12 protein-coding genes are annotated in these 12,345 nt (G+C 69.1%); 6 read left to right on the forward strand and 6 right to left on the reverse strand.

Annotated elements, in window-relative coordinates; all coding sequences use genetic code 11:
* The first annotated feature begins 57 nt into the window (after positions 1-57).
* From leuC to AC069I_RS10690, 3 genes are all read left to right on the forward strand, one after another.
* Positions 58-1,476, forward strand: a complete 1,419-nt coding sequence (leuC, locus tag AC069I_RS10680; RefSeq protein WP_478225772.1) for a 3-isopropylmalate dehydratase large subunit — start codon at positions 58-60, stop codon at positions 1,474-1,476.
* Between the two features lie 49 nt (positions 1,477-1,525).
* Positions 1,526-2,128 (forward strand): 3-isopropylmalate dehydratase small subunit, encoded by a 603-nt coding sequence (gene leuD / locus AC069I_RS10685; RefSeq protein WP_125673388.1) that lies wholly within the window; start codon positions 1,526-1,528, stop codon positions 2,126-2,128.
* Positions 2,129-2,381: 253 nt separating this feature from the next.
* Positions 2,382-3,047 carry an HU family DNA-binding protein gene (locus tag AC069I_RS10690; protein WP_478225771.1) on the forward strand — a complete coding sequence of 222 codons (666 nt, stop codon included), beginning with the start codon at positions 2,382-2,384 and terminating at the stop codon, positions 3,045-3,047.
* Between the two features lie 471 nt (positions 3,048-3,518).
* Here the strand turns inward: AC069I_RS10690 and AC069I_RS10695 are convergent, their stop codons facing one another.
* Genes AC069I_RS10695 through cofC form a run of 3 tightly spaced genes read right to left on the reverse strand, consistent with a single transcriptional unit; the run spans position 3,519 to position 7,415 of the window.
* Positions 3,519-4,454, reverse strand: a complete 936-nt coding sequence (locus tag AC069I_RS10695) for an NUDIX hydrolase (RefSeq protein ID WP_478225770.1) — start codon at positions 4,452-4,454, stop codon at positions 3,519-3,521.
* Entirely contained in the window at positions 4,451-6,751 is a 2,301-nt protein-coding gene (locus tag AC069I_RS10700) for an RNA degradosome polyphosphate kinase (RefSeq protein ID WP_478225769.1), read from the reverse strand. Before AC069I_RS10700 ends, AC069I_RS10695 begins: the two co-directional genes overlap by 4 nt.
* A gap of 58 nt (positions 6,752-6,809) precedes the next feature.
* On the reverse strand, positions 6,810-7,415 hold the full coding sequence (gene cofC, locus AC069I_RS10705) for a 2-phospho-L-lactate guanylyltransferase (protein WP_478225768.1): 606 nt from the start codon (positions 7,413-7,415) through the stop codon (positions 6,810-6,812).
* 90 nt (positions 7,416-7,505) lie between these two features.
* Here cofC and AC069I_RS10710 point away from each other — a divergent pair, with 90 nt between their 5' ends.
* The 3 genes from AC069I_RS10710 to AC069I_RS10720 all read left to right on the forward strand — a co-directional run bounded on the left by AC069I_RS10710 (position 7,506) and on the right by AC069I_RS10720 (position 9,928).
* Positions 7,506-8,249, forward strand: a complete 744-nt coding sequence (locus AC069I_RS10710; protein ID WP_340683420.1) for a lysophospholipid acyltransferase family protein — start codon at positions 7,506-7,508, stop codon at positions 8,247-8,249.
* Complete coding sequence (locus AC069I_RS10715) at positions 8,249-9,262, forward strand: NAD(P)H-dependent glycerol-3-phosphate dehydrogenase (protein ID WP_478225767.1); 1,014 nt, start codon at positions 8,249-8,251, stop codon at positions 9,260-9,262. Before AC069I_RS10710 ends, AC069I_RS10715 begins: the two co-directional genes overlap by 1 nt.
* A gap of 186 nt (positions 9,263-9,448) precedes the next feature.
* Positions 9,449-9,928 carry a cysteine dioxygenase gene (locus AC069I_RS10720; protein WP_478225766.1) on the forward strand — a complete coding sequence of 160 codons (480 nt, stop codon included), beginning with the start codon at positions 9,449-9,451 and terminating at the stop codon, positions 9,926-9,928.
* Between the two features lie 74 nt (positions 9,929-10,002).
* Here AC069I_RS10720 and AC069I_RS10725 read toward each other — a convergent pair whose 3' ends face one another.
* The 3 genes from AC069I_RS10725 to AC069I_RS10735 form a co-directional block, all read right to left on the reverse strand.
* Positions 10,003-11,016 (reverse strand): asparaginase, encoded by a 1,014-nt coding sequence (locus AC069I_RS10725; RefSeq protein WP_478265281.1) that lies wholly within the window; start codon positions 11,014-11,016, stop codon positions 10,003-10,005.
* A 73-nt stretch (positions 11,017-11,089) separates the two neighbouring features.
* Entirely contained in the window at positions 11,090-11,917 is an 828-nt protein-coding gene (locus tag AC069I_RS10730; protein ID WP_478225764.1) for a class I SAM-dependent methyltransferase, read from the reverse strand.
* Positions 11,914-12,294, reverse strand: coding sequence for a VOC family protein (locus AC069I_RS10735; RefSeq protein WP_478225763.1), 381 nt, complete (start codon positions 12,292-12,294; stop codon positions 11,914-11,916). The genes AC069I_RS10730 and AC069I_RS10735 overlap by 4 nt, the downstream gene beginning before the upstream one ends.
* Positions 12,295-12,345 lie beyond the last annotated feature (51 nt).

The following is a 12,345-nucleotide window of genomic DNA, read 5'->3' on the forward strand; positions in this document are numbered from 1 at the left end:
GTTTGAGATGTCCAGATGGTGGGAAGTACCGATTTCACCGCATGTGAGGAGCCGGAAATGCCCCGGACACTGGCCGAGAAAGTGTGGGAGTCGCACCTGGTGCGGCGAGGCGAGGGGGCCGAGCCCGACCTGCTCTACATCGATCTCCACCTGCTGCACGAGGTCACCAGCCCGCAGGCGTTCGACGGACTCCGTCTGGCGGGCCGGAAACTGCGCCGCCCCGACCTCACCATCGCGACCGAGGACCACAACGTCCCGACGATCGACATCGAGCTGCCGATCGCGGATCCCGTGTCCCGCACCCAGGTCGACACCCTTCGTGCCAACTGCAAGGAGTTCGGCGTCCGGCTGCACCCGATGGGCGACGCCGAGCAGGGCATCGTGCACGTCATCGGCCCGCAGCTGGGCCTGACGCAGCCCGGGATGACCGTGGTGTGCGGCGACAGTCACACCTCGACGCACGGTGCCTTCGGCGCCATGGCGTTCGGCATCGGCACCTCCGAGGTCGAACACGTGATGGCGACCCAGACCCTGCCGCTCCGTCCATTCAAGACGATGGCGATCACGGTCGACGGGGCCCTGCGCCCCGGTGTCACGGCGAAGGACATCATCCTCGCGGTGATCGCGAAGATCGGCACCGGCGGCGGGCAGGGCTACGTCCTCGAGTACCGCGGCGAGGCCATCGAAAAGCTGTCGATGGAAGCCCGGATGACGGTGTGCAACATGTCCATCGAAGCGGGCGCGCGCGCCGGGCTCATCGCGCCGGACGAGACGACGTTCGCGTATCTGAAGGGCCGTCCGCACGCGCCGCGGGGCGCCGATTGGGACGCCGCCGTCGAAAACTGGCGCGAACTGCGCACGGACGAGGACGCCGTCTTCGACGCCGAGGTGCGCCTGAACGCCGACGAGCTCACGCCTTTCGTGACCTGGGGCACGAACCCTGGCCAGGGGCTCCCGCTGGGCGCCGAGGTGCCCGACCCGGAGCGGATCGGCGACGAGAACGAGCGCATCGCCGCTGAAAAGGCCCTGTCCTATATGGACCTGAAGCCGGGCACGCCGCTGCGCGAGATCGCGGTGGACACCGTCTTCCTCGGCTCGTGCACGAACGGCCGGATCGAGGATCTGAGGGCCGCCGCGGACGTCCTGCGCGGGCACAAGGTCGCCGATTCGGTCCGGATGCTCGTCGTCCCCGGCTCGATGCGCGTCCGCCAGGCGGCGGAAGCCGAAGGGCTGGACCGGGTCTTCACCGAAGCGGGCGCGGAATGGCGGCAGGCCGGCTGCTCGATGTGCCTCGGCATGAACCCGGATCAGCTCAAGCCGGGCGAGCGGAGCGCGTCGACCTCGAACCGCAACTTCGAAGGCAGGCAGGGCAAGGGCGGCCGGACGCACCTGGTCTCGCCGCTCGTGGCGGCCGCCACGGCCGTGCGGGGCACGCTGTCCAGCCCCGAAGACCTGCAGCCCGCCGCCGCCCGCTGACGGCGCTGACGGCACTGACATCGCTGACATCCGCGAAGGAGTTCCCAACATGGACGCGTTCACCCACCACACCGGCGTCGGGGTCCCGCTGCGCAGGTCCAACGTGGACACTGACCAGATCATCCCGGCGGTCTACCTCAAGCGCGTGAGCCGCACCGGCTTCGAGGACGGGCTCTTCGCCGCCTGGCGTTCCGACGAGTCGTTCATCCTCAACCAAGAGCCCTTCAAGAACGGGTCGGTCCTGGTCGCGGGCCCGGACTTCGGCACCGGTTCCTCCCGCGAGCACGCGGTGTGGGCCTTGATGGACTACGGATTCCGGGTCGTGATCTCCTCCCGGTTCGCGGACATCTTCCGCGGCAACTCGGGCAAGCAGGGCCTTGTCGCCGCTCAGGTCGAGCAGGCGGACGTCGAACTGCTGTGGAAGCTGCTCGAAAACGAGCCCGGGACGGAGGTCACGGTGGACCTCGAGTCGAAGACGGTACGAGCCAAGGACTTCACCGCGCCCTTCCAGATCGACGACTACACCCGCTGGCGGCTCCTCGAAGGGCTCGACGACATCGCCCTGACACTCCGCCACGCGGAGGAGATCGACACTTTCGAGACCCGGCGCCCCTCCTGGAAGCCGGTGACCCTCCCGGCGGCCTCCTCCTAAGGCGGTCCGAAGGGGGCGGATTCCCTTGCTGAGCAGGGAATCCGCACCCCGGCCGGGGTCCTCCACGTCAGCCCCGAAACCACACCGAACGGCACCTCGAGAGGCCCTGAAGGGGTCCCTCGGGAGGCGGAACAGCCCCCGAGACAAGGGAAATTTCCGCGCGTCGTTTGGAATTTGTGCTGCATTGGTAATACCGTGTGCGCTAAGTCGGCCGACGGGGCCGTGTACAAGTAGTTCTTCTTGGAGGACTGGAATGGCCAACAAGGCCCAGCTGATCGAGGCGCTGTCGGAGCGCCTGGGCGACAAGAAGGTCGCGTCGGAGGCCGTCGATGGCCTTGTCGACATCATCATCCGGACGGTCAACAAGGGCGAGAAGGTGAACATCACCGGCTTCGGTGTGTTCGAGAAGCGCGCCCGCGCCGCCCGCACCGCGCGGAACCCGCGCACCGGTGAGACCGTTCGCGTCAAGAAGACCAACGTGCCCGCGTTCCGCGCCGGCACGACCTTCAAGGACGTCATCAGTGGTTCGAAGAAGCTGCCGAAGGCCACCGCTGTGAAGCGCGCGACCGCCGGCACCTCCACTCGCGCCACCGCCACCCGCGCGACGACGACCCGGACGGCCGCCAGCCGCCCGGCCGCGACGCGTTCCACGACCACGCGGACCCGCGCCGCCGCCACGACGACGCGTGCCGCCGCGAAGCCGGCCGCCAAGGCGACCGCGACCAAGGCGGCGGCCAAGACGACCGCCACCAAGGCCGCGCCGAAGACCGCCGCCAAGGCCACGACTCGCGCCACCACGGCCAAGAAGGCGACCGCCACCAAGGCCGCCGCGAAGCCGGCCGCCAAGGCGACCGCCGCCAAGGCTCCCGCGAAGAAGGCTCCGGCCAAGCGGACTTCGGCTGCCGCGAAGAAGAAGTAAGCTCTCTCCTCACGAGTGAGCCAACGGCAGGGCCCCGCGCACGGCGCGGGGCCCTGCCGCATTTCCGGCCGGTATGCCGTGCGACCGCCTGGTTTCCCCCGACGCGCTCGCGCAGGACGTCTTGGGGAATCATGTCCCGGAACGGATCCGCGGTGGCCCAGCGGCGGATGTGACGCGATTCTCGTGCCGTGGGCGAGTCGCGGAAAAGAATCCGCTTCGCCCGGTCACTCCGATGGACGCATCACCGCGGTTTCCCGGCGCCGCCCTCCACAGTGGAGCGACGATCGACATCGCGCGAGACACAGCCGGAGTAGGGCACGTCACCCACGTGGGGGAGCGTGCGCAAAGACGAAACTCGCGTGATCAGGGACGTAACTCGCGTGATCGGAAGCCGAACTCGCGAGTTACGGCTCCAGACACGCGAGTTACGGCTCCAAACACGCGAGTTCGGCGATAAGCGCTGGCGAAACGTCAGGGATGTGCGGGAGCGGGCGTGGGCAAAGGCGACGCGAAGTAGTCCGCCGCCACCAGCATCGGTCCGTCCTGTTCGGTCGGGGGCCGGAACGACAGCACCCAGAACGAACCCTTCTTCGACGGGACCACACCGCCACGAGCGGCGGTCAGGTCGACGCCGTCGCGGTCGGCCAGCGCGCTGACGACGTCCGGGATCACCCCGCCCTGACTGGAGATCACCGGCGTCCCGCCGTCACCGGCGATGGCCAGCAGCCGCGCGACACCGAGCACCGGGTCCGGCCAGTAGCCCTCTTCCGACAGCAGCGGCTCGTGCCGGATCTCGACTCCGAGGTCTTCGGCGAGCCCGTTCACCGTCTGGACACAGCGAAGCCGCGGCGCCGAGAGCACTCTGCCGGGCGCGTAGAGCCGCAGCAGCGACCGCAGCGCTTCGGCCTGGCGCTGGCCCGCGTCCGACAGCGGCCGCAGGTCGTCGTCGCCGTTCCACTCGTCGCGTTTACCCGCTTTGGCGTGCCGCACCAGGATCACCGTGGTGAGTTCGGGCGGCAGCGCGGAGAACTCGCGCAGCACCCTGACGTCCTCGTGCCGCGTCAGCAGTTTCTCCGCCGCCTCCGCGTCGAGCCAGCGCAGCTCGTCGACTTCCTCGTTCGGCGCGAAAGCGCCGGAAACGGCGTGCGCGGAGAAGTAGTCGACCGTTTTCGGCACTCCCGCGACGGTGTATTCGGTCCGGACCAGATAGCGGCCGAGGACCGCCTCGAATCCGGTCTCCTCTTCGATCTCCCGGACCGCCGCGCCCGCGATGGTCTCGCCCGGATCCAGCTTTCCCTTCGGCAGCGACCAATCGTCGTAGCGCGGCCGGTGGACCAGCGCGACCTCGATCCGGTCCCCGTCACGCCGCCAGAGAACGGCTCCTGCCGCTCGGATGACCCCGCTCATCCCGCCGCCCCGTGTCGCTTCGCCAGCTCGACCTGGTGGTCGCGGACGTCGTCACCGGAGGCGGGGAACGGGCTCCACTCGCCGGTCGAGTTCAGCACCCAGCACCGGGTCGAGGGATGCAACGCGGATTCGAAGATGTAGTCCAGTTGCGCCGTCAGCTTCGGATCCTTGACCCGCACCAGCGCCTCGATCCGGCGGTCCAGGTTGCGGTGCATCATGTCCGCGCTGCCGATCCACCGCGTGCCGCCCGCGAGGAAGGTGAAGACGCGCGAGTGTTCCAGGAAGCGGCCGAGGATGGACCGCACGTGGATGTTCTCGCTCAGTCCCTCCACACCCGGTTTCAGCGAGCAGATCCCGCGCACCACGATGTCGACCGGCACCCCGGCCTGTGAGGCGTGGTACAGCGCGTCGATCACCTGCTCGTCGACGAGCGAGTTGCACTTGATCCGGATCCCGGCGGTCTGGCCGGCGCGGGCGAGTTCGATCTCCTCGCCGATCGCGCGCACGATGCCGCGGCGGATCCCGTGCGGCGACGTGAGGATGTTGCGGTAGGTGTCCTGGCGGGAGTACCCGGTCAGCACGTTGAACAGATCCGTCAGATCCGCGCCGATCGTCGGGTCGGCGGTCAGGATGCCGAGGTCCTCGTACAGGCGCGCGGTCTTCGGGTTGTAGTTACCGGTGCCGATATGGCAGTAGCGGCGGATGGTCGAACCCTCCTGGCGCACCACCATCGACACCTTGCAGTGCGTCTTCAGCCCGACGAGCCCGTAGACCACGTGCACGCCCGCGCGTTCCAGTGTGCGGGCCCAGGTGATGTTGGCCTGTTCGTCGAACCGTGCCTTGATCTCGACCAGCGCGACGACCTGTTTGCCGGCCTCGGCGGCGTCGATCAGCGCGTCGACGATCGGGGAGTCGCCGGAGGTGCGGTACAGCGTCTGCTTGATCGCCAGCACCTTGTCGTCCGCGGCGGCCTGTTCGATGAACCGCTGGACGCTGGTGGAGAACGAGTCGTACGGGTGGTGCACTAGGACGTCGCCCTCGCGCAACGTCGCGAACACCGACTTCGGCGTCTCGCGCTCACCGAACGCCGGATGCGTGGCGGGAACGAAAGGGCGGTCCTTGAGTTCCTTCCGGTCGACACCGGACAACTGGTGCAGACAGGTGAGATCCAGCAGACCGGGGACCTCGACGACGTCGCGCGGGTCGACCTCCAGTTCGCGCAGCAGCAGTTCGAGCATGTGCTCGCTCATGTCCTGCGCCACTTCGAGCCGCACCGGCGGGCCGAACCGGCGCTGGGCCAGTTCGCGTTCCAGCGCCTGGAGAAGATCCTCGTCCCGGTCCTCTTCGACCTCGAAGTCCGCGTTGCGGGTGACCCGGAACGCGTGGTGCTCGGTGACCTCCATCCCGGTGAACAGCTCGCCGAGATGGGCGGCGATCAGTTCCTCCAGCGGAAGGAACGTCGCGGTGCGGCTCTCCCGCGGCTGCTGCTCGATCCGCATGAGGCGCGGCACGTTGCTCGGCACCTTGACCCGCGCGAACCGCTCCGTGCCGGCTTCGGGGTCCCGGACGGTGATGGCCAGGTTGAGCGAAAGGCCGGAGATGTAGGGGAACGGGTGCGCGGGATCCACGGCCAGCGGTGTGAGCACCGGGAAGATCTGCTCGCTGAAGTAGTTGGACAGCCGGAGCTGATCGGCGCCGGCCAGGTCGTTCCAGCCGACGATGCGGATGTCTTCGGCCGCCAGTTGCGGCCGCAGATGCAGTTCGAAGGCGTTCGTGTGCCGCTCGACCAGGTCCTGGTTGCGTTTGGCGATGTAGGCCAGCTGCTCGCGCGGGGTGAGCCCGTCCGCGCTGCGGACCGGCAGCCCGGTCTCGTCGCGGCGCTTCAGCCCGGCGACCCGCACCATGTAGAACTCGTCCAAATTGGACGCGAAGATCGCCAGGAACTTGGCGCGTTCGAGCAGCGGCTGCGACTCGTCCTCGGCCAGCGCGAGCACGCGCGCGTTGAAGTCCTGCCATGACAGCTCACGGTTGAAGTACCGGTCGTCGGGCAGGGTTTCGACCGCGGTGGGCGCCGACGTCACCGCGGGAGGCGCGGCGGGCAGCGCGCGGAACTCCTGGGCGGGACGGCTCGCCGAACCACCACGCGTCGCGCGCGGGGAGGTCTTCGCGGCGGGAGAGGCCTTCCTCGCCCTGGCGGGTTTCGCCGTGCCGTTGTCCGGTTCCGGTTTCGCGGCGGAGGTCTTCCGCTTCCTTGCCGAGTTCGGGGTGCCGCCGTCATTTGTGCTCACGGGCTTCATTGTTCACCACTCGGGGCGATTATGTGCGCCGCGCGCGGGTCGCCAGGGTGAACTCTCGTCACATCACCACGCAGGGTATTCCCAACAGCGTTGAAGTGCGCTTTCCGACACCCAGGGTGCGAACGTGAGCGAGATCATCCGCGGTGTCCACGTCCGCCCTGAGCGATTCCGCGGCGATCGTGAGCGGGGTCGCACCGGACGCGGTGTGCGCCCGCGCGGAACCCGCGCCGAACCGGGGTGCCAGCGCGCGGCCCGCCCCCGCGAGCAACAGGGTCGTACCCGTTCCCTGCCGGTCCGCGACGAACGCTCGTTGCCCGGCGGCTTCGGCGAGGGCGGCGGTGAGGTCTTCGGTCCGCAGCGCGGGCAGGTCGGCCTGCAGCGCGCCGACGAGACCGGACGGCGAGTCCCGGCGGAGCAGCTCTTCGCCGTGGCGCAGGGCCGCGTTCAATCCGCCGCGCGACGGTTCGGTGACGATCTCGACGCCCAGCTCGGTGAGATCCGCCACCGACGCCGGGTCGGCGGCGACCACCAGCACCCGCCGGACCCCGTCCGCCGAGGTCGCCGCGGACAGCGTGTCGTAGGCCAGCGCCAGCACCAGTTCGGGGTGCCACTCGGGCACGACCGCGCCGCGAAGCCGGGACTTGCCCTCGGCGGGGCGTTTCATCGGCACTATCAGGTCAAAGCCCACACAGTCCACATCTCACTTCTTACCCGACCCTCCCTGGACCGCGCTCGGATGCGCGCGGCAGGATCAGTGGCCTGGGACGACACGTGTGACTTCGAGGAGGACGAATTGGCCCGGCGTGAGAAGGGCGGCATCTGGGTGGGCATCGCCGCCGCACTGTTCTACCCGGCGACGGCCATCGGCAAGCGGGTCTACCGCAACGCCGAGCGGATCCCCCGCGAAGGCGGCGCGCTGCTCCTGCTCAACCACGTGTCCCACATGGACCCGGCGGTGGACGCGGTGTTCGTGCACCGCCAGAAGCGGGTGCCGCGGTTCCTCGGCAAGGAGAGCCTGACCAGGGCGCCGGTCTTCGGCAAGATCTTCGTCGGCGCCGGGCAGATCCCGGTCTCCCGCGGTTCGGCCGCCGCCGGCGACAGCCTCAAGGCCGCCCACCAGGCGTTGCGTGACGGCAAGGTCGTCGTGATCTACCCGGAGGGGACGATCACCAAGGATCCGGACGGCTGGCCGAAGAAGCCGTTCACCGGGGCCGCGCGGCTCGCGCTGGAGACCGACGTGCCGGTGATCCCGATCGCCCGCTGGGGCACGAACCACATCTTCAACGGCTACACGAAGAAGTTCACGCCTTTCCCGCGCAAGAAGATCACGCACCTGGTCGGCGAGCCGATGGATCTTTCCGCCTACAAGAACGGTTCGACCCGCAGCGCGTCCAAGCTGCGCGAGGTCACCGAGCTGATGATGACCGAGATCACCGCGCTGCTCGCGGAGATCCGCCAGGAGGAACCGCCCGCGAAGAAGCCGGAGGACGACGCCTGATGGCCGAGGTCCAGCGGGTGACCGTGCTCGGCGCCGGATCGTGGGGGACGGCGTTCGCGAAGGTGCTCGGCGACGCCGGACGGGACGTGACCATCTGGGCCCGTCGGCCCGAGGTCGCGACCGACATCCGGGAACGGCACCGCAATTCGTCCTATTTACCCGATATCGAACTGCCGGAGCGGATCACCGCGACGGCGGATCCGGTCGAGGCCCTCGCCGGGGCGCAGGCCGTGGTGCTCGCGGTGCCGAGCCAGACGTTGCGGACCAATCTGTCGGAGTGGTCCGGTCTGCTGCCGTCCGACGCGATCCTGGTGAGCCTCGCGAAGGGCGTCGAACTGGGCACGCTCAAGCGGATGAGCGAGGTCATCGCCGAGATCGCCCGCGTCGACGCCGGGCAGATCGTGGTCGTGTCCGGGCCGAACCTGGCGAAGGAGATCGCGCTGGGGCAGCCGGCGGCGGCGGTGCTGGCCTGCACCGACCACGACAACGCCAAGGCGATCCAGCGGGCGAGCTTCAACCAGTACTTCCGTCCGTACACCAACACCGACGTCGTCGGCTGCGAGCTGGGCGGGGCGTGCAAGAACGTCATCGCGCTCAGTTGCGGGATGGCGGCCGGGCTCGGGCTCGGCGCGAACACCGTGGCCACCCTGATCACCCGCGGGCTGGCCGAGATGGCCCGGCTCGGCGCGAAACTGGGTGCCGACCCGCTGACCTTCGCCGGGCTCGCCGGCGTCGGCGACCTGGTGGCGACCTGCTCGTCGCCGTTGTCGCGCAACCGGACCTTCGGCGAGCGGCTCGGCCGGGGCGAGACGCTGGAGCAGGCGCTCGCGGCCACCGGCGGTCAGGTCGCCGAGGGCGTCAAATCGTGCACGTCGATCCGGGAACTCGCGATGGGGCTCGGTGTCGACATGCCGATCACCGACGCGATGCACCGCGTGTGCCATGAAGGGGTCGACCCGCGGCGCGCGGGAGCCGAGCTGCTCGGACGGTCGCAGAAGCACGAGTGGTCCTGAGGCGCGGTCCACGGAGTGGGATCGGTTGACCGGCGGGCTCCGCGCTGGTTCGCTGAGCGCATGTTCGCACGTGGGATGACTGTGTCGCGGGACCGCTCGGGTCTTGGCGTGGTCGCGTGTCGCTGTTGTCGGTGAACCCCGCCCCGGCCCAGCTCGACTCCTTCTTCCTTCTGCGAGGACCTCTCCATGTTCGCCGTCCCGGACAACACGCTCGTCGTTCCCGAAAACCCCGCCCTGCGCCACCCGGTGCGCGTCGCGCTCGAATTCGCCGCGGACCGTGACCGCTGGCGGCACCTGCTGCGTTACGATCCCGAGGAGCGTTTTTCCGCGCTCGTCGACGCGGACGAACTGCAGGAGATCTGGCTGATGAGCTGGCTGCCCGGCCAGCGCACCGACCTGCACGACCACGAATTCGCCGCGGGCGCGTTCACCGTGGTCAGCGGCAAGCTGAGCGAGACCGTCGCCCGGCGCGCCGTCGACGGGCGGGCCGTCACCGAGCTGCACTCGCTGTCGGAAGGCCAGTCTCGCGTCTTCGGTCCCGGCTACGTCCACGAAGTGCGCAACGACGGCCCGGATCCCGCCGTCAGCGTGCACGTCTACCGGCACCGGCCCCGCGCCATGCGGCCGTACCACCTGGACCCCGTCTCCGGCCCGGTCCGGGACTGACACCTCCCGCATTTCGTCCTCTGAATGCGTTCCTTGCGCGTGCAACTACCGCATTCAGAGGACGAAATGCCGGGTCAGGCGAGGTCGCCCCGGAGCCGGAATTCGGCCTCGACGCGATCTCGTGAAGCGCCGGTGGCGAGCAGGGTGTGCAGCAGGAGCCGGGATTTGCGCGGGTCCAGCCAGCCGGCCAGGGTCACGCCCATCGCGATCAGATCCGATTCGGAACCGCGGAAGCCGTAGGTGCCGCGGAACGTCGGCCCGGCGCCGGTGCGGCCGGCGACCACGATCGGCACCTCGGGCAGGACCCGCTCGATCACGTCGGCGGACCCCGCCGAAACGTGCCCGGCGCCGTTCGCGGCGAGCACCACGCCCTTCACTCCGGCCTTGACCAGCGTTTCCAGGAGTTCGCCGGTGTCCTCGACACCGCTCTCGACGATCGGCACCAGCCCGGAGAAGTCCGCGTTCTCCAGCGGCAACGCCGCCGGGCGGGCGGCGACCGGATGGAAGTAGTGCACCAAGCCCTCGCTGAGCAGCGCGAGCGGCCCGGCGGGATTCGAGGAGAACGCCTCGACATGGCTCGAATGCGCCTTGCGCACCCAGCGCGCGGCGTGGACGTCGTCGTTGAACGCGACCAGCGAGCCGCGGCCCCGGCTGCGGGGATCGGCGGCGACGGTCAACGCGGCAAGCAGGTTCCCCGCGCCGTCGGCGCTGGGCAGGCTGGGGTTGCGCATCGCGCCGGTGATCACGATCGGCGCCTCGGAAGCCCATGTCAGTTCGAAGAAGTACGCGGTCTCTTCGAGCGTGTCCGTGCCCTGAACCACGACGACACCTTCGGCGCCCTCGTCGACGGCCTTGGCCGCCCAGTCCCTTGTCCTGAGCAGGGTCGCGAAATCCATCGACGCGCTGGAAATCCCCGCGAGCGTCTCCGCGCGGACGTCCATCTCGAGGTTCTCGCCCAGGTCGCCGAGCAGGTCGGCGGCGGTGAGCCGGGGGACGGCGTGGTCCTCGCCGTCGCCGGGGACCATCGAGATGGTGCCGCCCAGGGCGGCGACGGCGACCAGGGGCCGTTTCTCAAGGGAGACGCTCATGAGGACATTCTTCCAAAGTCTCGTGAGTGGTAAGGACGGTTCTAACCGTCCTTACCACTCACGACCCCAATGCTCACCGCCGCCCCTTCACTGCTTCGATCGTGAAACTGGCCGCCAGCCGCCGCGGATCCTCGGTCAGCCGCCATTCCTCGGTCGCCTCGTTCAGGGTCATGAACCCGGGCAGCGCGTTCCACGGCACGCTGTCGTGTTCCACCAGCCGCGTCAGGGTCAGCCCCGCGTCGAGCAGCGAAGTGACGATCTCGCCGAGCCCGTGGTTCCATTCGTGCGTCCGGTTGTGCTGGAACGAGACGTCGGTGTCCACATAGGTCCCCGGTTCGTCGAACACCAGCGGTTCGGCCTGCTCGAAGTACGGGTAGCGCGGCGTGATGAGCGGTTGTGTCTCGTCGAGGGTGCCCAGCATCGGGTGCATGTCGCGGATGAACAGCCGCCCGCCCGGCCGCAGCAACGCGCCGACGACCTGTCCCCAGCGGGCGATGTCCGGCAGCCAGCAGAGCGCGCCGATCCCCGTGTAGACGAGGTCGAACTCCCCGGCGCCCAGCACATCGGCGGCACTGTACACATCGGATTCGTGGTAGTCGATCCCGGCGCCGGTCTCGGCGGCAAGGCGTCGCGCGATCTCCAGCGCGGGCGCGGAAAAGTCGAGGCCGGTCATCCGTGCGCCGAGGCGGGAAAGGGAAAGCGTGTCCGTGCCGATATGGCACTGCAGGTGCACTCCCCGGGCGCCGGAGACGTCGCCGAGCAGCGGCCGGTCGAAGGTGACCACGCCGCTGAGATGCGTGGGGTCCGCGACGAACTTCTCGTAGCCGTAGTCCGCCGAAGCGGCGTGCGCCGGAGCGCGTTCGTCCCAGTTCGCCCGGTTGACGGTCAGATAGTCCGTCACGAGGTGGCGGCCTTTTCGGCGGCGCTGCGCAGGACGCAGAATTCGTTGCCCTCGGGGTCGGCGAGGACGGCCCAGCCCGTGCCGTCCGGGTTGCGGCGGTCGTGGAGGAGGGTCGCGCCGAGTTTCAGCAGGCGCTCCACCTCCTCGTCGCGCGGGATGTCCGGCTGGAGGCAGAGGTGGATCCGGTTCTTCACCGTCTTCGGCTCCGGGACCTGCCCGAAGAACAGGGTGACACCGTTGTCCATCTCGATGATCGCTTCGGGATCGCCCGGCACGTCGTCGTCGGCCATCGGTTTGCCGACGACGCCGCTCCAGAAGCGGCCCAGTTCGTAGGCGTCGGCGCAGTCGAAGAAGAAGTTCTGTACGACAGAGGTCATGACGCCGCAGTCTGCCTGAGCCCGCGAAGCCCGGCCAACGGTTTAAACCGG

This window comes from Amycolatopsis sp. NPDC043885 (assembly GCF_056435685.1).